Source organism: Cupriavidus sp. C2SS-8b (genome assembly GCF_057073745.1).
This window is the reverse complement of record NZ_CP172716.1, coordinates 53,031-74,365: the sequence shown is the minus strand read 5'-3', so window position 1 is coordinate 74,365 and position 21,335 is coordinate 53,031. Positions and strand designations below refer to the sequence as shown.

The 21,335-nt window shown below is 60.6% G+C and carries 15 protein-coding genes and 1 pseudogene; 11 read left to right on the top strand and 5 right to left on the bottom strand.

Annotated elements, in window-relative coordinates:
* The first annotated feature begins 84 nt into the window (after window positions 1-84).
* Window positions 85-1,203, top strand: coding sequence for a helix-turn-helix transcriptional regulator (locus ACIGJB_RS00260; RefSeq protein WP_483732363.1), 1,119 nt, complete (start codon window positions 85-87; stop codon window positions 1,201-1,203).
* A gap of 76 nt (window positions 1,204-1,279) precedes the next feature.
* Here the strand turns inward: ACIGJB_RS00260 and ACIGJB_RS00255 are convergent, their stop codons facing one another.
* Window positions 1,280-1,963 (bottom strand): type 1 glutamine amidotransferase domain-containing protein, encoded by a 684-nt coding sequence (locus tag ACIGJB_RS00255; protein ID WP_483730864.1) that lies wholly within the window; start codon window positions 1,961-1,963, stop codon window positions 1,280-1,282.
* A 487-nt stretch (window positions 1,964-2,450) separates the two neighbouring features.
* Here ACIGJB_RS00255 and ACIGJB_RS00250 point away from each other — a divergent pair, with 487 nt between their 5' ends.
* Window positions 2,451-3,197, top strand: a complete 747-nt coding sequence (locus tag ACIGJB_RS00250) for a YdcF family protein (protein WP_483730863.1) — start codon at window positions 2,451-2,453, stop codon at window positions 3,195-3,197.
* 12 nt (window positions 3,198-3,209) lie between these two features.
* On the opposite strand, the gene ACIGJB_RS00245 is transcribed toward ACIGJB_RS00250, so the two are convergent.
* Entirely contained in the window at window positions 3,210-4,220 is a 1,011-nt protein-coding gene (locus tag ACIGJB_RS00245; RefSeq protein WP_483730862.1) for an alpha/beta hydrolase, read from the bottom strand.
* Window positions 4,210-5,601 (bottom strand): 2-hydroxycarboxylate transporter family protein, encoded by a 1,392-nt coding sequence (locus ACIGJB_RS00240; protein ID WP_483730861.1) that lies wholly within the window; start codon window positions 5,599-5,601, stop codon window positions 4,210-4,212. The genes ACIGJB_RS00245 and ACIGJB_RS00240 overlap by 11 nt, the downstream gene beginning before the upstream one ends.
* Before the next feature lie 118 nt (window positions 5,602-5,719).
* Between ACIGJB_RS00240 and ACIGJB_RS00235 the strand changes: the two genes are divergently transcribed.
* Window positions 5,720-6,664 (top strand): LysR family transcriptional regulator, encoded by a 945-nt coding sequence (locus ACIGJB_RS00235; protein ID WP_483730860.1) that lies wholly within the window; start codon window positions 5,720-5,722, stop codon window positions 6,662-6,664.
* Between the two features lie 107 nt (window positions 6,665-6,771).
* A pseudogene (locus tag ACIGJB_RS00230) lies at window positions 6,772-8,379 on the top strand (SWIM zinc finger family protein); the annotation flags it as partial.
* A 207-nt stretch (window positions 8,380-8,586) separates the two neighbouring features.
* On the opposite strand, the gene ACIGJB_RS00225 reads toward ACIGJB_RS00230, so the two are convergent.
* The gene (locus tag ACIGJB_RS00225; protein ID WP_483732362.1) at window positions 8,587-9,633 is read right to left on the bottom strand and encodes an AraC family transcriptional regulator; all 1,047 of its coding nucleotides are present in this window, start codon (window positions 9,631-9,633) and stop codon (window positions 8,587-8,589) included.
* A gap of 289 nt (window positions 9,634-9,922) precedes the next feature.
* On the opposite strand from ACIGJB_RS00225, the gene ACIGJB_RS00220 reads away from it, so the two are divergent.
* From ACIGJB_RS00220 to ACIGJB_RS00190, 7 genes are all read left to right on the top strand, one after another.
* Window positions 9,923-10,825, top strand: a complete 903-nt coding sequence (locus tag ACIGJB_RS00220; protein ID WP_483732361.1) for a TauD/TfdA dioxygenase family protein — start codon at window positions 9,923-9,925, stop codon at window positions 10,823-10,825.
* A 24-nt stretch (window positions 10,826-10,849) separates the two neighbouring features.
* Entirely contained in the window at window positions 10,850-11,914 is a 1,065-nt protein-coding gene (locus tag ACIGJB_RS00215; RefSeq protein WP_483730859.1) for a beta-keto acid cleavage family enzyme, read from the top strand.
* A gap of 227 nt (window positions 11,915-12,141) precedes the next feature.
* Window positions 12,142-14,361 carry a diguanylate cyclase domain-containing protein gene (locus ACIGJB_RS00210; protein ID WP_483730858.1) on the top strand — a complete coding sequence of 740 codons (2,220 nt, stop codon included), beginning with the start codon at window positions 12,142-12,144 and terminating at the stop codon, window positions 14,359-14,361.
* Between the two features lie 1,240 nt (window positions 14,362-15,601).
* Window positions 15,602-17,167, top strand: a complete 1,566-nt coding sequence (locus ACIGJB_RS00205) for a recombinase family protein (RefSeq protein ID WP_483730857.1) — start codon at window positions 15,602-15,604, stop codon at window positions 17,165-17,167.
* On the top strand, window positions 17,164-18,066 hold the full coding sequence (locus ACIGJB_RS00200) for a ParB N-terminal domain-containing protein (RefSeq protein ID WP_483730856.1): 903 nt from the start codon (window positions 17,164-17,166) through the stop codon (window positions 18,064-18,066). The genes ACIGJB_RS00205 and ACIGJB_RS00200 overlap by 4 nt, the downstream gene beginning before the upstream one ends.
* Complete coding sequence (locus ACIGJB_RS00195) at window positions 18,063-18,944, top strand: plasmid partitioning protein RepB C-terminal domain-containing protein (protein WP_483730855.1); 882 nt, start codon at window positions 18,063-18,065, stop codon at window positions 18,942-18,944. Before ACIGJB_RS00200 ends, ACIGJB_RS00195 begins: the two co-directional genes overlap by 4 nt.
* 227 nt (window positions 18,945-19,171) lie before the next feature.
* Window positions 19,172-20,299: a hypothetical protein gene (locus ACIGJB_RS00190; protein ID WP_483730854.1), complete on the top strand. Its 1,128-nt coding sequence runs from the start codon at window positions 19,172-19,174 to the stop codon at window positions 20,297-20,299.
* 306 nt (window positions 20,300-20,605) lie between these two features.
* On the opposite strand, the gene ACIGJB_RS00185 is transcribed toward ACIGJB_RS00190, so the two are convergent.
* A complete protein-coding gene (locus tag ACIGJB_RS00185) occupies window positions 20,606-21,325 on the bottom strand; it encodes a hypothetical protein (RefSeq protein WP_483730853.1) in 720 nt (239 codons plus the stop codon).
* Window positions 21,326-21,335: the final 10 nt, after the last annotated feature.

Here is a 21,335-nt window from a genome sequence, read left to right as displayed (position 1 = left end):
CAAACAACGCAGTGAATAATGGCGGCACGGCCCCGGTTAAAAAGACGCCACCGAACTGCCGGGAATGGGGAGAAGGGTAAATTGCTGATCGGTGATCATCTGATCGGGGACCTCTATGAGGCCGCGGCCCGACGCGACGGATTTCTGGAAGTATTTCAAACCGTCTCGGAGAGAATGGGCGCCAATGTATTCCATATGTTCAGCTGGGATACAGTGCGCAATGCCCCACACCTCTCCATATATACCCCCGACGTGCGATGGGACGAGATAGTCGAGCGCTACGACCAGTACTACGGCGCCCTCGATCCCCGGCGCAGCTTTGTCGAACAAGCCGCCATTGGCAAATTCGTCTGTTGCGATAATTACCTGACCGAACAGGACGTCGCGCGCAGCGAGTTCTTCCAGGATTACCAGATTCCGTCAGGCATACGCTATCTCATGGGTGCGCGCCTGGCCCGCGCGGGCGGCGACAATATTCTCCTGGGACTGCTTCGAGCACCCGACCGGCCGCCCTACACGGCCGAAGAACGGGCCACCGCTGCCGGCATGGCCAGCCACCTGCAGCGCGCCATCAATCTCTGGCAGGACACCAGGATCCTGCATCGCGATGCCGCGCTCGGCACGGAACTGATGGAGCAACTGGGTCTTGCCGTATTCGCCCTGGACCGGCAGTCACGCGTCGTCTTCGCCAACCAGGCGGCCGAAGGCATGTTGCGCGAAGCCGCCTGTCTGAAACTGCAGCACGGGCGGCTGGCTGCAACGCTGGCGGAGCAGCATGCCGGCCTGCAAACCATGCTCCGGCACGTGGCAAAAACCCGCAAGGGCGCCAGTCTTGCGCTGGCTGCCGCTTCCGGCGCGGCACCCGAGGTGTTCCTCAGCATCACGTTACTGCCGGGCCAGGACACGAGAGCCGTGTTTGGCGACGCCACCATGCTGGTGACCGCCAGGCGCCGCGGCGCCGCACCGCTGGTAACTGCCCGGCAATTGCAGCAAGCTTTCGGCCTGTCGGCAGCCGAGTCCGCGGTGGCCGAGGCACTGGTCGACGGCAACACGCCCGACGCGTACGCCACCCGTGCCGGCGTCTCGCTCAACACCGTGCGTACCCAGCTGCGAGCCATCTACGAAAAGACCCACACACGCTCCCAGGCCGAGGCCGTGGGCGCCATGCTTTGGGTGCTGGCTCAGCAGTCTCCTGACCGTTGACAGCGCCAGAGCAACTGACCGCGCCAACGATCCACGGCAACCGGCGCCTGAGGCTCCGCCGCTTTCCCGCTCCGGGTCAGCGATGCTTCAACATCGTCAGCAGCGCATGGGCAACGGGATCCGAGGATGCAGGATTCTGGCCCGTGATCAACAAGCCGTCCGTGACGACATACGGTTGCCAGTCTCCGGCCTTGGAATAGTTCGCGCCGTTTGCCTTCAGCATGTCCTCGACCAGGAATGGCACGACATCCGTCAGGCCAACTGCGGCCTCCTCGCTGTTGGTGAAGCCCGTGACGTTCTTGCCCTTGACCATCGCGCTGCCGTCCTTCGCCTTCACATGACGCAGCACACCCGGCGCATGGCAGACCAGTGCGACGGGCTTGCCGCTCGCTAACGTGGTTTCGATCAGGGCTTTGGAGTGGACATCTTCGGCGAGGTCCCACATCGGACCGTGGCCGCCTGGATAGAACACCGCGTCGTAGTCGCCGGCCGAGACATCGGACAGCTTCTGCGTCGACGCCAGCGCGGCCTTTGCGTCGGCGTCGGCGTCGAAGCGGCGCGTTGCGGCGGTCTGGAAGGAAGGATCATTGCTCTTCGGATCGAGCGGCGGCTGGCCGCCCTTTACCGATGCGAGCGTGACTTCGACACCGGCATCCTTGAGCACGTAGTAAGGCGCCGCGAGTTCCTCAAGCCAGAAGCCGGTCTTTTCACCGGTGTCGCCGAGTTGGTCGTGTGAGGTCAGGACGATCAGGACTTTCATGTCGGATCTCCGGGAGATGTAGCGGGATATGTCCATGCTGTACGAGAGATCGCCAGGAACTATGCGGCGCCCTGAATCGGCTGGTCGCGTCGCTTTCGACACACGGACTTCCTGCGGGACTGCCTTGCGGCATACGGACCCTGGTAAGCATGGTGCATGCGCCTTCAAAATCAAAGGCCGACACGGCTTGCAGGCGAAGCAAGCGACGCTGCATCGCTCGCGTTCGGCAGTTCATTGCTGAAACGCGCAGAATCGATAGTGATGGAGTCTGCGATAGGCTACTTGCAGCCACAGTGTTATCGACTCGCCGCTATAGTGTCGCCTTCGCCTTTGCTCAGCCACCCGCTGCGGCGAGCCCATCAATCAACGAAAAACATGAAGTTCAGCAGCGACACGTTGCACATGCACGATGGCAGCTAACCAGAAGGCGACCATGGAGGGGTCACTGAATCCCGGCAGGCAATGGATACGCCTTGCCCTGGCGCTTGTGGGCGCCGTACTGCTTGGCGACGCCATCGGGCTGATGTCTATGGGGCTGTTCAACTTCGGCATCGTGCTCCCCGGCGGGATCGGCATCGCGTTCCTGCTGCTCGCGCTGGGCTGGCATCGTGTCGCACGCTGGCGTCAGGCCGATCGGCGCAGGCAGTGGCTATGGCGTGCGGCGTGGACCGCGTTTGCCGTGTGGCTCCTGACTGTGGCTGTGTACTTCCACGGCATCCGCAGCGGCATTGGCGTCACCGTACCCGCGGGAATCCCGATCAAGGCCATCATCGTTCTTGGATCGGGCACGCCAGACTGCACGGCATCGCCCGCGCTGAAAGCGCGACTGGACAAGGGGCTGGCGCAAACTCAGCGATGGCCAGCGGCGAAGGTCGTAGTGAGTGGCGGACAGGATTTCCAGCGGGATTGCACCGAGGCGGACATCATGGCCGACTATCTCATCGCGCATGGCGTTGCCGCCGACAGGTTGATTCGGGAGCGCCGCAGTACCAGCACGGAAGAGAACCTTGTGTTCAGCCGGCGCCTGCTGGAAGAGCAAGGCATCGACGACACCGGATCGATCATCGTGGTGACCAGCGATTTTCATGTGCGGCGCGCGCTGGGTATCGCACGGAAGGCCGGATTCAGCAAGGTCTTCGGCGTGGGTGCCGGCACGCCGTTGTACCTTCGCTTCAATGCATGGCTGCGGGAGTACTTTGCATCAATCAGCAGTTGGGTACTGAGGGAATATTGAGGCGTCAGCAGGCTAGCCTTCAGAGATACGCCCTCCCTCCACGGCCAGGCTGATCCATTCATGGACGAGTTCGGCAATAGCCAAATTGTTGTCGTCCATCATGAGCAGATGGGAATTTCCGCCAATGCCCATGGCAGGCAGGTCGAGCACACTGACGTCTGCGCCCGCTTGCTGCACGGCCGACAACCACTCGTCTGCTTGGCGGCGATATATCGTCCATAACGCGTTCTGCGGAATATAGTCGCCCCACAGCACACAGTGAGGAATCCCGCGAAGGCGACTGGCATCGTCCACGGCTGTCGATGGTGCACCGGCAGGTTCGATCAGGACCAGTCCCTTTACCAGTTCAGGCACCGACAGCGCGGCTTGCTGGGCGAGCCGTCCTCCCTCGCTATGCGCGAGGATCGTGCATGGGCCAACCCGTCGGATCAGTTCTACATAGGCATCTAGCGCCATGCCGTTCGTACTGGTCCATCGCGCTACGAACTGCTTGGCGAGCTCGTCCAGCGCGTGCACCGGGAACCGCTGTCCATCGAAGGCCTGGCGCTTCCCCTTGGCAGCGTCGTATCCCGCCACCGGGCCAAAGCGAAAGATGCCCCACGCCTGCTCCAGCGTTCGGTGCTCAGGAGTTTCCGGCACCACGCTGGCTGGCGCCCAGGACGCCCTGCCGCGCTCCACCGCATCGCTCACAAAGGTGTCGTATCCCTTGCGCATGAAGTAATCATGCCAGCCGGGACGGCCATCGGGTGTGCACTCCCAGGTTGCACCGGTCATGCCACCACCATGCCACATCAACAGCGGATACTTTGCAGTGGGCGTATCCAGGGCGAACTGCTGGACATAGAGCTGGCCCACCTGGTAACGCCCGTTCGGGTTGGAAACGCGTGGCTGTATGCCCGGGACCGTGGCAAGTTGCCGAGGCGGAAGGTCGACCAGATCCACCGGCCGTCCGCCGACATGAAAGCCGCGCACGGCTCTGAGCGCGATGGGCATGGTTGCATGAAACGGGGAATCAGGAGGCATGGCGAATCGCAATCAGCGCCAGCGTTACGGTGATGGCGCCGCCGATGCGCGTCGCGATCTGCGCAAACGGCATGAGCTGCATGCGGTTTGCCGCGGTGAGAATGGCGATGTCTCCGGCGCCTCCCTGGCCGCTGTGGCACCCGGTGACGACCGCCACATCGATGGGATACATATCCACGAAACGCGCCACAAAGAATCCGCTGGCAATCAGGGACGCGACCGTCGCAAAGACCGTGACGACGGTGGGCACCGTGAAGGCGCTCACGAATTCGCGCCATGGCGTCAGTGCAACGCCCAGCGCAAAAAGCAAGGGCCAGGTCAGGATGCCGGAGAAGAACTGATATACGCCCTTCCCGCCTTGCTCCAGCGCGGGCGAAATGGCACGACCGAGCTTGGCCGCCACGATCAGGAACAGCATGGTGATCGGCGCCGGAAAATCCAGCAGCCGCTGGACCAACACGCCGACCAGATAGAACGCAACGATCGTCACCATGGCGCCGGCAAGGCTGACCGGATCGAACACCGGTGGCGTCGCAGACGCGGCGTCGCCTCTCGCAGCATGCTGTGTCCCACGCTGCAGGACGCCTTCTCCCGTGAGCTGCGGAAAGCGTTTGCCCAGTACGTTGAGCAGCCCGCACAGCAACACCGCGGTAAAGCTGCCCAACATGACCACGGGAATGATCTGCGCGAACAAATCCGGTTGTTGCTGCCCGGTAATCATCGAATAGCCCATGGAAAGCGGGATGGCGCCCTCGCCAAGTCCTCCGGCCATAATGGGCACGACGACAAAGAAGAATGCCCGGTAAGCATCCATCCCCATCGCCATGCCGGTCAGTGTCCCCACGACGCCTGCAACGACCGAGCTGACGGTCAGCGGCACAAAGATCTTCAGGAAGCCACCGAGAAGCACCTCCCGGTCCATGCTGAGAATGCTGCCGACGATGATGGCCGCGACATAGAGGTAGAGGAAGTTGGAAGCCTTCACGAATTCCTTGATCGAGAGCGCCAGCGATGCCGGAATCAAGCCGTAGTACGTCATCGCCGATGGCACGACAAACGCAAGGATCGCAGCGCCGCCCATCAGGCTGAGCATTCGCACGCGGCGGCCAAGTTCCATGAAGAAGAATCCGCCTACGGACAATACGGCGATTGCCATCGTGAGATCAGACGGCACCTTGCCGATGATGGCGAATCCCGCAACGATCGGGAGCAGTGCCAGATACACCGGCAACGGTACGACACCGATACGACAGTCCAGCAGGCGCCACCATTGCGCACGTAGCGCAGACACCGGCGCGGCGGTGAGCTCGACTCCGGCGCCGCCGGCAGTCTCTGCTGCGCTGTGGGAAACATGGTCTGGTCGCAAGTTGTCCTCCTCCATTGATCGATGATCTCGGCCGCATGACGTAGCGGCTTCTCGGCATGCAGTGTGTTGCGTCATGCTATGGCCGTCCAATATCGCTTTTGTTGGGGGGCATAACTTCGTACTATGGCAATCTATGCAGAACGCCCGCAAGCTGGACATCTCACGTTTGATCGCTTTTATCGCCATCTGCGAAGAGGGCAGCATCACGGCTGCAGCGCGCAGGCTCGCGATTGCCCAGCCGGCATTGACCGTCACCGTGAGCAGGCTCGAGGATGTCCTGGGAACGGCGTTGCTGACGCGGGGCATTCGCGGAGTCAAGCCGACTGAAGCGGGACTGCTGCTGCTGAGGCGCGCTTACGAGATTGTGAATCTCGTCGAATCCACGTTTCAGGAGGTGCAGGCGCGGACAGCCGACCCTGGTGGGGACGTGTCACTGGGATTGCCTTCTTCATCGGCCGCTGTACTCGCACTGCCGCTGGTCGAACGCATTTCGGCTCGGTATCCGCGGATTCGGCTGCGTCTGGTCGAGACATTTTCCGGTTATCTCTGGAACTGGCTCGCCGAAGGGGAACTCGATCTGGCAGTTATGTTTGACCGGACAGCGACACCGGAAGTGCATTGCGAGCCCATCGCCAGCGAGGACATGCAGTTGGTTGGCCGGCCGGAAGCGCTGCGGAACACGAGCACGGTGAAGGCGGCGACATTGGATGAATATCCGCTAGTGATGCCGTCGCGTCTGCATGCCATCCGATCGACCCTGGAGGCCCATGCCGCGCGGGCGAACGTGGCGCTCGACATTCGCGTGGAGATAGACGCCGGCCAGCAGCTGATACGGCTGGTGGAAACCGGCCGCATGTTCAGCGTGCTGGCCAGGAGTGCTGTGACACGGGAGATTCAGCAAGGGACGCTGGCGGCATCCATGATTGATCCGCCCATTGCGAGAACCGTATGCCTGGGACAGCGGCGCGCACGCATGGCCGACCCGGCGGTGCGCGCTGTTATTGCGGAGTTGGTTGCGGAGACTCATGCGTTGATTGACGCCGGTATTTGGAAGACCGCCGGCGCCGATCATCCCTGAGGCATCGGTCAGCCTCGGCATGACCCAGGCCCGCCGTGCTCGGGCAGGTATCATCTGTGCCAAATCGTGTCCTCCGTTGCGGCACGTCTTCAATAAGCCGACCTCCCATGCCCGCAACTGCAAGCCTCGCTGAAATCCTCACACTCGCCGAAGTCCGCACACTGGCCGACACCGGTTCCTTCCAGCGCGGAATGGCTTATTTCCATGATGGTGTCGTGTCCCGCCTTGAGACACATGAAGACGCTGTTCGCGCCAGCGTACGCGGCACGCACCGGTACCGTGTCGAGCTGGCCGTCGCTCGCGATGGTGGGCTCGCCTACGCATGCAACTGTCCGGTTGGCGATGAAGGCGCATTCTGCAAGCACGCGGTAGCCGTTGCACTGGCCTGGCTCGAGAACTCCGGGGCGGAGGTGTTCCATGCCGAAGATAGCGCCGTGGAGAAGCCTCGCAAGAAGCGTAAGACCTACGCGGAGATCATTCGCGAATACGTGGCGACGCTGGACAAGGGGGCGCTTCAGGAACTGCTGCTGGAGGCCGCCGAGCTTGACCGGACGGTACGCGACAAATTGCTGTTCGCCGCACGTACGGCGCAATCTGATTTGCCGGGCATGAGAACCGCGGTGCAGCAGGTAACGCGCATCTCCCGACCGCTCGGCTGGAACGAGGCAGACGGGTATGGCAGGGGCCTGATGTCGCTGGCCGATACCTTGCGCGAGAGGCTTACCGGACCGCACGCTGCAGATGTCGTCGAACTCACCGAGCTGGCTATTGCCGGCGCGGAAGACAGCCTTGAGCAAATTGACGATTCCCTCGGAGGCGTGATGCCGGGCATCGTGGAGCTGGCATCTGTCCATCTCGATGCATGCCATCAGACCCGCCCCGAACCGGTGAAGCTTGCTGAGCGCCTCTTCCGCCTGCAGACGGCAGGGAAATGGGATACGTTCGGCAATGTCTTGCCAGCTTACGCAGAACCTCTGGGCAAGAGCGGATTGAGCCGCTACCGGGCACTGGTCAGCAAAGCGTGGGAAGCCCTTGCCACGCTTGGTCCAGGCAAGGACTCCCGGTCATTCGAGACGCGCCGTCTGTATATCGAGAACGCAATGGAATCTCTGGCGGAGCATGACGGCGACGTTGATGCACTCATCCGCATTCACGCCAAGGACCTGTCGAGTCCGTACCGTTTTCTACAGATCGCAGAACTTTGCGTGAATCATGGCCGTCCGGACGAGGGAATCGCGTGGGCCGAGCGGGGGCTTCGTGAATCGTTCGGGCATGTGGACTCACGCCTGCTCGACTTTTGCATCGAAGCGCATCTGCGTCGCGGCGATTTCGAACAGGCCGCAACGTTCGGGTGGCGTCGCTTTGAGCTTCGTCCGACTGCCGACACGTTCACCGCGTTGATGAAGGTTGCCACGGCTGCTGGTAACGATGAGCTCCGGGAACGCGCACTGAAGCACCTCTGGACCCTTATCAAGAAGGAAGAGTCGAGCAAGAGTTCGGGACTCGATGTGTGGCAGACGCCAACGCGCTCGGAACTGGTCAGGATATTCCTGACCGAAGAGAAGAACGATGCCGCCTGGGATGTCTTTGGCGGCGGCCGGGTGTCTACGCAGCTGTGGCCATGGATGGCCGCCGTGCGCGCCGCAACGCATCCACATGAGGCGATTAGCCTCTATCACCGGCTGCTGGAGGTCGCCGTGAACAACGGCTCGGGCAAAGCGCGCTATGACGAGGCCTTTGACGTCGTGCGCACGATTGGCAGCCTGCGGAGAAAGCTGGGGGAGCGCGCCGAGTTCGCCAGGGAACTGGAGGATATCCGCGAAATCTATCGCTCCAAGCGCAATTTCATGAAGTTGCTCGACAAGGTCCTGAGGGACAGAACCCATCAGGGCAAGGCCAAGGCAATCGGGAAAAAAGCGGCACTAGCCATGCCGCAGGCACACCGGCCGATACTCCGCCGGTGTATCAGCCTGTACCAGCCGCTGACGCCACTGCGAAGGCGCAACACCAAACTCCGCCGAGAACCAGCGCGTAAAGGAGCTCGGCATCGAAAAGCCGAGCAGTTCAGCCACCTCGGCCAGCAAATGTCCACCGCTGACGAGATACCGCACCACCAGTTCACGCCGCACGTCATTGACCTGATGGGAGAACACGGTACCTGCCGATTTGAGCCTGCGCTGCAGCGTGCGCACGTCCATCTCCAGGCCCCTGGCCACCTGTTCAATCGAAGCCTGGCCCATGGGCAGCAGAAGATAGATGGCCTTGCGGACCTCCAGTACACAGGATGTCGCGCAAACCTCTGACTGCGCCTCCAGACAGCGGCGCGCATACTCGGCCATCATCGGGTCCGCGACCGGGTTGGGATGATCGAAATCCGCGGCGGCGCAGGCGATGCCGTTGAAGTCGCTGCGGAACTTCAGCTTGCAGCCAAACATCCGCTGATGCAGCTGCAGGTCGGCCGGCGCATCATGCGTGAAATGGATGCTGTGCGGGTTCCACTGCAGGCCGAGCAGGACGTTACACGTGCGATGCAGTGTGCCGGTCGCAAGCTCGATGGCTTGTCGAGAGACCGGCGCATCCTCCAGCACAATTTCCTCGCGCACGATCACAGTCGCGCCGGCATCTTCCACCAGCATCGCCAGCGATTCATTCATCAGGCTGCGATAGCGGATCAGCGTACGTAAGGCATCACGCAAAGTCGCCTGGTGCGTTAGCAACAGGCTGATGGCGCCCAAATCCGCGAGCTGGCGCGTCCCGGCCATGCGCAGGCCGAACGACTGGCAGCCGCTTGCGCGCGCGGCCTCGTCCAGCAAGGTCATGGCCATCGACACCGGAATGCGCTCGTCCGGGTTATCGAGCAAGGCACGTGAGACGCCGGCTGCCCGCAGGATCGGCTGCGTATCCAGACCCAATTGCGACGCCACGTCGAAATACCCGGTCAACGCTGCTGCGCGAACTCTTGTTTCCATTGCTCTCTCCCTCTGGCTCTGCCGGGAAGGATGGTGTCGGCAGGAGGTGAAGAATTTGACGGCGATCAAATCGCTACGGCCCGCACTCCGCCCCTGGCATCAAACGCAATGCTCTTGTCGCGCAATGAAAAGTCCCGCCCTGCTCCGGACAGTAATTTTCATCCAACGCCAGACGCGTTGATTGACCCCAAATTCATACCGGCAGGAGGCAAAGAGTGACTTCAACCAACATTTACCCTCGCGGCATCCCATGCACGGCCCCCTTCATTGCCCGCACGGAGGCCGCATGATGCGCGTAGAACCACTGACCGCCACCATCGGGGCCGAACTGGTCGGCGTGAACCTGGCCGATGCCATCCACGATGAAGGGCTGTTCGCCGAGATCCGGGCCGCGCTGCTGCAACACAAGGTGCTGTTCCTGCGCGACCAGCACATTTCCCGCGCCGAGCATGTCGCGTTCGCGGAGCAATTCGGCAAGCTGGAGAATCACCCGGTGGCCGGCAGCCATCCGAAATACCCGGGCCTGGTGCAGATCTACAAGCAGCCGGACCAGCCGATGGACCGCTACGAGAACGCGTGGCACACCGATGCGACCTGGCGCGAAGCGCCGCCCATGGGGTGCGTGCTGCGCTGCGTGGAAGGCCCTTCCGTGGGCGGCGACACGATGTGGGCCAACATGGCGCTGGCGTACCAGAACCTGCCCGAGCACGTGAAGACGCAGATTGCCGGCCTGCGCGCGCGGCACAGCATCGAAGCGAGCTTTGGCGCCGCCATGCCGATCGAAAAGCGCCTGGCACTGAAGGAGCAGTATCCCGATCCCGAACACCCGGTGGTGCGCATTCACCCCGAGACCGGAGAAAAGATCCTCTTCGTCAACGCCTTCACCACCCACTTCACCAATTTCCATACGGCGGCCAACGTGCGTTTCGGCCAGGACTACAACCCGGGCGCGTTCGAGCTGCTCCGTTACCTGGTGTCGCAGGCGTTCATTCCCGAGTACCAGGTCCGCTGGCGCTGGAAGGCCAACAGCATGGCCATCTGGGACAACCGCAGCACCCAGCACTACGCGGTGATGGACTACGCGCCCTGCCACCGCAAGATGGAGCGCGCCGGCATCATCGGCGACAAGCCCTTTGGCATCGGCGAGCGCGATATCAACGCCCGCACACTTGAACCCGCACTGGCCGCCTGAGCCAACTACCACCAGGAGAGAGACATGGATTTCATCGACGGTTCGCTGTTCCCCGAGAACCAGCAGAAGCTGGTAATTACCGCAGCGCCTTATGGCCCGGAATGGATGCCATCCGATTTCCCGGAAGACATTCCGGTGAGCATGGAAGCGCAGATCCAGAAGGCCGTGGATTGCTACAACGCGGGCGCCACCGTGCTGCACGTGCATGTGCGCGAAGCGGACGGCAAGGGCTCCAAACGCCTGTCCAAGTTCAACGAACTGCTGGCCGGCATCCGCGCCCGCGTGCCGGACATGATCCTGCAAGTAGGGGGCTCGATCTCCTTCGCGCCCGAGAGCGATGGCGAGCTTGCCAAGTGGTTGTCGGACGATACGCGCCACATGCTGGCGGAGCTGAAGCCCACGCCTGACCAGGTGACGATCGCCATCAACACCAACCAGATGAATGTGGTCGAGCAGATGTGCGCGGCCGACGTGGCCGGCACCTCGCTGGCCGAGCCGGCGAACTATCGCGCCTATCGCGAGATGACCATTCCCGCCGGGCCGGAATGGGTAGAAGAACACATCCGCCGCCTGAGCAGCAATGGCATCCAGACCCACTTCCAGCTTGCCACCATCGCACAGCTGGAGACGGTGGAGCGGATGATGCGCCGAGGCGCCTGCAACGTGCCCCTGATCCTGACCTGGGTGGCGATCGGCGGCGGCTTTGAAGCGCCGAACCTCTACAACCTGGCGAACTTCGTGCGTGCGTGCCCCAATGGATCGGTGCTGACGCTTGAGACCTCCATGCTCAACGTGCTGCCGCTGAACATGATGGCGATTGCGCTGGGCCTGCACGTGCGCTGCGGCATCGAGGACAACATCTGGAGCCAGCGCCGCGACCGCAAGATGGGCACTGTGGCGCAGATCGAGCAACTGGTGCGCATGTCGCGCGAGTTCGGGCGCGATATTGCCAACGGCGAGGAAGCGCGGGAGATCTACAAGATCGGCACGTTCTATGACAGCGCTGCGGAGACGCTTGCCGAGAATGGGTTCGCGCCGAATCGGAAGCCTGGGCAGGTTGGGTTCACGAGGCACGGTAGCCGCGCGTAACTAGAACGACGAAACAGTCCCCACAATCGGCAAGCCCGCCGCCGCCCCGCAACGCTGCCGGGCGGCGGCGGGCATTGTTCGTTTCGGTTTCCCGCCACTGTGTCCGTTAAGTACCACGCAAAGGCCGCCTTGATCTGCATCAACGGTACTCAACCATCCCCCCACTATCCTTGCGAGCGCTGACGGGTAGACCAAACAACAAAAACACGCAGGGGCTAGGGAGCAACATGCCGCATCACACCTTGGATATCGAGATCGAGCGTCTGATATCGACATCAACGCTGGAGTGCGGGCCGCTGGCGCCAGTCAGCGAAGTGGTCACCAGAATGGCCAGGCGCCGCTGCAGTTCGATCGTCGTCATGGATCAGGGCCGGGCAGTCGGCATCTGGACCGAACGCGATGCGCTGGCGCTCGGCAACACGGTCGATGCGCTGTCGATGCCGATCAGCGCGCTGATGAGCCACCCTGTGCAGTCCCTGCCCGGCCGCACGCGCCTTGGCGATGCGGTCTTGCATTTCAAGAACAAGGGCATCCGCCATTGCCTGGTGGTCGACGACGCCGAGCGCCCGCTGGGCATGCTCACGCAGACGGATCTCGTCATGGGGCAGGGCGCGGAATTCTTCCTGCGCACCCGGCCGATCGATTCGGTAAAGTTGTCCCAGCCGGTCATCGTCGCACCCCACACCAGCCTGCGCATCGCCATGTACACCATGCGCACAGCCGAGCTGAGCGCCATCGTCGTGCGCTATCCGCTGGATGAGTACGGCATCCTGACCGAACGCGATATCGTCCGCCTGGCCGCCGCCAATGCGCTGGGCGACACGGTGGCTGAACACGCGACGCGCCCGCTGCGCGCCCTGCGGCGATCGCAAAGCCTTTACCTGGCCCGCCAGACGCTGGTCGAGAACCGCATCCGCCATGTCGGCGTGCTCGACGACCACGGCGAACTGGCGGGTGTGCTGAGCCTGGCCGACATCCTGAGCAATATCGAGTACGAGTATGTGCACGAGCTTCAGCTCGCGCTGCGCGAGCGCGATGAAGCGCTGCTGAAATCCGCCTACCACCTGAAGCTGGCGGACCGCGTGTTCGAAGCCACGCTCGACGGCGTGATGGTGACGGACCTGAACGGCGTGATCGAGCGGGTGAATCCGGCCTTTACGCAACTGACCGGCTATTCCCAGGCCGAGGCCATCGGCCGGACGCCGAAGATGCTGAGCTCGGGCAAGCAGGACCCCGCGTTCTATCAGACGCTGTGGCGCGAGCTGCGCGAGAACGGCAACTGGCAGGGCGAGATCTGGAACCGGCGCAAGAGCGGTGAGCTCTACCTGGAGTACCTGTCGATCTCGGGCATCTACAGCCACGATGGCAACTGCACGCACTACGCCGCGATCTTTTCGGACATCACCCAGCGCCGGATGGACGAAGAGCGCCTGAACCACCTGGCGATGCACGATGCGCTGACGGCGCTGCCCAACCGTACCCTGTTCAGCGAGCGCCTGAAGCAGGCCATCGCCCGCGCCAAGCGTGCCGCCAGGCGGGTGGCCGTGATGTTCATCGACCTCGACCGCTTCAAGCTGATCAACGACACCCTGGGGCACGGCGTGGGCGACCAGGCCCTCAAGGTCATCGCGCGGCGGCTCAGGGAAGCCATTCGCGAAAGCGACACGGTGGCGCGCCTGGGCGGGGACGAATTCACCGTGATCATCGAGGACATCGAAGACATCCGCCACGTCGCGCAGATTGCCCAGTCATTGCTGAACGTGGTCGGGCAGCCGATCGACACCAACGGACAAACCGTGTTCGTGACACCGAGCATCGGTATAAGCATCTATCCCGACGACGGCACCGAACAGAAACAGTTGCTGATGCAGGCCGATCGCGCCATGTACGAGGCCAAGGACGAAGGCAAGAACAACTTCCGCTTCTTCGCCACGCAGATGACCTCGTCCTCGATGGAGCGGATCACGCTCGAAAGCGAGTTGCGCAACGCCCTGGCGGCCGACGAATTCCGCCTGCACTACCAGCCGGTCTATGACTTGCGCAGCGGGGACATCGTCTGCGTGGAAGCGCTGCTGCGCTGGCAGCATCCGACGCGGGGCCTGCTGGCACCCGGCGCGTTCATCACCACTGCGGAGGATTCGGCCTTGATCGTGCCGATAGGGGCGTGGGTACTGCGCGAAGCCTGCAGGCAGGCGCGGGTGTGGATGGAGGAGGGGTTCGCGTTTGGGCGGATTGCCGTCAATCTATCCGCGCGGCAATGCCGGCATGAGCAGTTCCTGCATGACCTGACCACCATCCTGAGCGATACCGGGGTGCCGGCGGGCAGGCTGCAGCTGGAACTGGTGGAGAGTATGGCGATGACTGGGAATGGGGTGACGGAGGCGCTGTTGGGGGAGCTTGCGCGGCGGGGGGCGAGTCTGGCGATTGATGATTTTGGGACGGGGTAGCCGTGGCAGCCCTTTCTCCTTCGGAGAACGCTGCAGCAGCGTCGACAACGCGCCTCTCGCTTTTGGTCACTACTTGCGCCAAAGCTCTCCAGCGGACCACTCCCCTGCGTCTGCTAACGAAAAAACCGCCTAAAGGCGGTTTTTTCATTTTCCACGTCACAAAGTTTACAGTAACTTGGCACAGATCTCATTTTCCGTGACATCCGACACCTTACGTCACTTATTTGTGAAAAACATCATGTCGAGTGTCACAATTCCCGAAAACTCCCACTATGATTCAAAAGCGTTTTTTCAGTAATTGAGACTTGGCGCCTCGCGCCTTTTGCCACGATTACTGAAAAAACTCGGCGTACGTGCCAAGAAAAGTGAAAAATCTCGGCAGGGCCTTGCTCGTAGAAAATATCCATTAAAAATCAAATGGTTGCGAGGAGGCCTGCTGCCAGCCTTCTACTCTTGCCCTTCGATTAGAGCAGCTCCGCACCCGTGGCAAAATCGAACGCGCCGGGCAGTGTTTGGTTGATGTATGTGCATACAGGATTCGTAATCTGTAGTGGCTCGCGCCCGATGGAAGTGTGCTCGGCTGATGTGCGAGCCTCCTATTTCTGGCCAAGTACCGCGAGCGCTACATTTATTTTCTGGCCCCGCGCAGCGATCTTGCTCGGAGCCCGTGATGAATCTGATTCGGAGACGGTGCGCAGCATGCGGCACCCTATTTCTCCCCCGACCACAAATTCCCGGTCAGCGCTTTTGCTCGGCTGCCGACTGCCAGCGCCAACGTCGACGCCGGTGGCAACAGCAGCACTTGCGCACTGACGACGACTATCGCGATAACCAGGCGCGTGCCACCTCAGCATGGAGCCAACGTCACAGGGGTTACTGGCGGCAGTATCGCGAAACCCACCCGGCTTATACGGAGCGCAACCGAAATCTGCAGCGTGAAAGGAATCAGAAGCGGCGGACGATTGCAAAGATGGACGCGTCAGCTCCGAAAACGCCTTTGCCTACAGGCACTTACGTGCTTCAGCGCGCGTCCGAAGACGGGATTGCAAAGATGGACGTTTGGACGGTGCGAATCGTAATGCTGCCGCCGCCGCGCGCGCCTTCAAGAGCTGATTGCAAAGAGATGATGTGAGGCACAGCCTGCGTCCACCTGCTACCGTGATTTCGTGCGCTGCCCCGGAGCGCAGAACGGCGGTCCCTAACGTGGGAGAGCTGTTTCTCACATTGGCCGGTGACCACTATGGCAATCGATCAGAACACCTGCGCTACGCCGATCGCGTCTTCCACGCTTCGGGCCGTCGAGTACGTGCGCATGTCGACTGAGCATCAGCAGTACTCGACCCAGAACCAACGCGACAAGATCCGCGAGTACGCTACGTCACGGGGAATTGAAGTTGTCCGGACCTATGCCGACGAGGGCAAGAGTGGGTTGCGAATCGACGGGCGGGAGGCATTGCAAAGCCTCATTCGCGATGTGACCAGCGATCACGCGGATTTCCAGGCGATTCTGGTCTACGACGTTAGCCGCTGGGGACGCTTCCAGGATGCCGACGAGAGCGCGTACTACGAGTACATCTGCCGGCGTGCAGGCATCCAGGTCATCTACTGTGCCGAACAGTTCGACAACGATGGCTCCCCTGTCTCGACGATCGTTAAGGGCGTCAAGCGTGCCATGGCCGGCGAATACAGCCGGGAGCTCTCCGCGAAGGTCTTTGCTGGCCAGTGCCGGCTGATCGAACTGGGGTTCCGGCAAGGCGGCCTCGCCGGCTATGGATTGCGCCGCGTGCTGGTCGATGAGCATGGTCTCATGAAGGCCGAACTCTACCGCGGCCAGCGCAAGAGCCTACAGACCGACCGTGTTGTCCTGATGCCCGGCCCGGAGAGCGAGGTGCGTATCGTCAATCTGATCTACAACTGGTTCATCGACGAGTCCCTGAACGAGTTCGAAATTGCCGCGCGACTGAACAGCATGCATGTGCGCACGGACTTGGACCGGGACTGGACTCGCGCAACTGTCAGGGAGGTGCTCACCAACGAGAAGTACATCGGCAACAATGTCTACAACCGTGTGTCCTACAAGCTCAAGCGTGCCCGCATTGTGAATGCCCCCGAGATGTGGGTTCGCAAGAATGGGGCTTTCGAGCCGATCGTGGCACCGGACGTCTTCTATACCGCTCAAGGCGTCATTCGTGCCCGTGCGCGCCGCTATAGCAGCGAAGAGCTGATCGAGCGGTTGCGAAACCTGTATCGGAATCGAGGATTTCTGTCCGGCCTCATTATCGACGAGACCGAGGGTATGCCATCTTCCGCTGTCTACATGTATCGATTTGGCAGCTTGATACGTGCCTACCAGGCTGTAGGCTTTACGCCGGATCGGGACTACCGGTATCTGGAGATCAACCGATTCCTGCGGCAACTACATCCGAAGATCGTCACACAAGCGGAGCAGGCCATTGCCGACCTTGGTGGCACAGTCGTCCGAGACCCGGCGACGGATATCCTGGACGTCAACCAAGAGTTCACCGTATCGATTGTTCTGTCGCGCTGCCAGCCGAGAGGTAACGGCGGGTACCACTGGAAGGTCCGATTCGATACTAGCCTCCTGCCGGACATCACGGTCGCCATCCGGCTGAACAATGCAAACGACGCACCTTTGGACTACTACCTGCTCCCGCGGCTCGACTTTGCCCGCCCCGGCATCCGCCTCGCTGAGCGCAATGCCATTGAGTATGAGAGTTATCGCTTCGATACGCTGGACTACCTGTATCACATGGCCGAGCGCGCAAGATTGAGAAGGGCAGCATGAACACACGGACCCAACCCGGGGAGATCCGGATGATCCCGATCGACCGTATCGACGTGATCAATCCACGCGAGCGGAATGGAAAGGTTTTTGACGAGATCGTCGGAAATATCAAGGCCATCGGCCTCAAGAAGCCAATCACCGTCACGCCGAGGGCCAGCGCGGACGGTGGTGAGAAGTTTCTTCTCGTCTGCGGCGAAGGGAGACTCAAGGCGTTTCGCTCGCTGGGCGAAACGACGATTCCGGCAATAGTGGTCCACGTCAGCGACGAAGATGCGTTCATCATGAGTCTTGCCGAAAATATCGCGCGACGCCAATGTCGTCCGCTAGAGCTGCTAGCCGGCATTCGTCAACTGCGCGATAGCGGGTACGCGCCAAAGCACATCGCAGAGAAGACCGGCTTGACCACTGCGTATGTACAGGGCGTCCTAACGTTGCTCCAACATGGAGAAGAACGTTTGCTAATCGCTGTTGAGAAGGGCACGATTCCGCTAACAGCTGCTCTCGCGATCGTAGGGGCTGGCGATGACGACAAGGCGATCCAGGCCGCGCTACAAGAAGCGTATGAGTCGGGAAAATTGCGCGGCAAGCAACTTATCAACGCGAGACGGATTATCGAGCGGCGACAAACTTTGGGCAGATCTGCATCCCGCTATATGACCGGCAGGCAAGCCGACGTGACCACCTCAAGCCTGGTGCGCACTTATGAGGGAGAGGTAGAGCGCCAGAAGGCTATGGTCCGCAAGGCAGAGTTCACGCAACAACGGTTGCTGTTTGTCGTCGGAGCACTGCAGCAACTATTTGCCGATGAGAATTTCGTGAACCTTCTTCGGGCCGAATCCTTGGCGACGCTACCGAAGTATCTCGCTGAGCGTGTGTGGCCAGCAGGGAGTTCGCCATGACAAGCGTTGCCCTGGGCTTTGTACCTGAACCGCTCGCTGTCCCCCTGACGTGCATTCTTCCATCACGCAGAACTCCGGCCGGCATTATGAGCACTCGGAAGTTCAAGCAGATCCGGTCCTCTATTGAGGAGGTGGGCTTGATTGAGCCACTTTCCGTGACTGCGGTCGACCAGCAGTCTGGAAACCATACCTTGCTGGATGGGCATATCCGACTGTTGGCACTACACGAGCTTGGGCATGAAGGGGCCGCCTGCCTGGTTGCCACAGATGACGAGGCATACACCTACAACAACCGCATCAACCGTCTGTCGACCATCCAGGAACACTTCATGATCCGGCGCGCGATCGAACGGGGCGTCTCGCCGGAACGTCTGGCGAGGGCACTTTCCGTCGACATCACCCAGATCATGAAGAAGATGAACCTGCTGGAAGGCATTTGCCCAGAGGCTGTCGACCTGCTGCGAGATAGGCAGTTTTCTCCCGAGGTTGCTCGGGCGATTCGAAAGATGAAACCGACACGACAAGTCGAATGTGTGGAGCTGATGATCGCAGCGAACAACGTTACAGTCGCCTACGCCGAGGCCCTGCTCGTCGCCACACCCGCATCGCGCCTGGTCGACGGTAAGAAGCCGGCCAAGCTCACGGGCGTGAGTCAAGAACAGATGGCGAGAATGGAGCGAGAGATGAGCAATCTGCAGGAGCAGTACAAGATCGTGGAACAGACCTATGGTCAGGATGTGCTAAATCTCGTACTGGCCAAGGGCTACCTCGTGAATCTGCTGGAATGCGAGCCGGTATTGGCGTATTTGCGTCAGCACCAGCCTGATCTGGTGCGTGAGTTCGAGTCGATTCGCGACGTTGTGTCGCTTGAGCAATAGTACCTACCCGTGACACAGGGGCGACGCCCATTCGAACGCGCTGGGCGACGGGTAGACGAGTCAGGGCATCAAGACTAGAATAGACGCTGGGTGCCCACCTTACTTGCACACGAGTAAAAACAGGCATTATTTCCGTCATTGCAAACCTCTCTTCGAGCCTCGTCGTCGGGGACTTAAACGTGTGCGCCTGACCCGAATTCGGCGTGGCGTTTGAGGAAAGGTTCACTATGACGATCAAGGAACTCGCGTATATTGCGCAGCATCATCTCCGGGCCCACACCGGCACGCAGTTCAAGCGCGCCCACATCTACGAGCTGCTGGCCGCAGCCTTCGGCTTCAACTCCTACGCAGCCCTTTGTGCAGAAGCTGTTTTCACCGAGCAGTCGCTGTCAAGTCGACGTGCGGCAGATTTTGGCGAGCACGTCAGGAACCGTTGCCTAGAGATCGGTTACCTGTTCGATACGGCTACAAAGGTCGCCGGCGTGCTACCGGCGTTGATGACCGAGCACAAATTTGGGCTTGTCAGGATTCCGGATCTGATCGTCTATCTGCGGGACGAGTCAGGGCACGGTTCATGGCCTGACGAAGTTGAGCGGGGGGATCGGAACGAGGTTAGGTGGTGGTCTTCTTCGGACGAATTGTTTTCACCCCTCATGCTTGATGGGCTCAATGCGGCCGCGAGCAGAGGCCATGCCGCCGCTCACTATGCATTGGCACTGATCCACGCTCCAACGGAAGACGACTTCGATGCCTCAGGGGTCGGTAGTGATTACTGGTACATGCAGGCCCAAAACGGACGGGTTCTGACAGGCGTGGAACAGGAGTGGGCCGACGCTCATGCGAGCCGTTTGGCACAGGATGAAAGATTCTCTCTGCACCTGCGAGAGGCTGCGAAGCTGGGACACCAAGAGGCACTGTTGGAACTTGCCGATCGTTTTGACGACCCGGCTTTCTTTGAGCAGGCGACCGATTCAGTGAACGCCAATCCTTCTTCGGTTGCCGACATCGCCGAGCGCATGGGGCGACCAGAGGATGCGAGGAAGTGGTTGACGGAGGCCGCAAAACGGGGGGACACGGAAGCCATGCGCCAGCTGATCGAGGACTACGACCGCGAAGACCGACAACAATGCTGGACATGGGTGTACCTCGCAGAGCTGCTCGGCGTCGATTTGACCAAGGATGAGTACGTGGCCATCCACGAGGACGGATCGCTCTATGACGACGACGTTGGCGGCCCGATGTTTGTGGATGGCCGGGATGGCTTGAAACTCGAGCCAATGAGCGAAGAACAAGATGCCGCTGCTCGACGTGTCGCACAAGAAATCTTCGAGAGCGTTCAGCGGTTGACGAAGTAACTCGAATTGCAGTCATCGAGCTGGAATGCGCGACCGGCGGCTGTACTCTTGCCGCCGTCGGTCGCCACCGCTACAGCAGTCTGCGACCACAATCGACCGCCTCTAAACCCGCACCAGTAAAGAAGTGACCTCGCGAACGCTTGCGGGACCAGAGCAAATGGAGAACAGCGAGGGCCAGGGGCGGGGTAACAACTAAGGATTGGAGACTCAGCCGTTTCAGGCGATGTGATAACGCCTTTGGTCAGGCAGAAGTTGAACAATCTATTAGAGAGCTTAGCTCGTGCTAGCGTGCGCCCTGCGGTCACTTTACTTCCGGCCCATACCCAGCGTCTTGTGGACCTCTGGGAGGTCATACACAGTAAGGATTCCAAGAAGCTTCTGTTCGATCTTTCCATCCTCGGTTATTAGAATTGCATCAAGATGTTTTCCGCGAGCATTGAAGCCTGCGAACTTCGACAAAGCATCATCGAGAGTGGATCGCTTAGATAAAAAACAGTAATGGTTGTCGTCCTCTACATGCGGAAGCACCTTCTCTATGCTCGTTGATTGCAGGCTAACGAGATCTTCCGAGATCTCAGACGCCAACCAGCGAACGACTGTCTCTGTTGTGAGTAATGCGACGAACCGTCCATCGAAAGTAATCGGCAATTGCGAGAATGACCCTTCCCGCATGTCTTCGATCGCATAGCTAATGGGGTCTCGCTGTTCACGCGATTTGACAACCTTCTGAAACTGGGGGTATATGGCTGGTGGCTTCAGCAACAACTCCCTGACGCGATCAAAGTCATGAACCGCACGGTCATTTGGCTCGGCGATAACATGTTCATCCGAGCGCTCATGGACAATAGCATTGCGAAGATCAGCGAATTCCTTCAAATCTTCCTTATATCGACGAACGGATGTATTTTTTTCAGCGACTCGCTCCACGAGCTGGTAGAAGGTAACGCTGCGATCTGCCTGGATTTGCTGTCGCAACCAGCGCTCAATGTCTGAGAATGTCCTGAGGAAGCTCTGGGAGTTCGACATGTAGTGATCT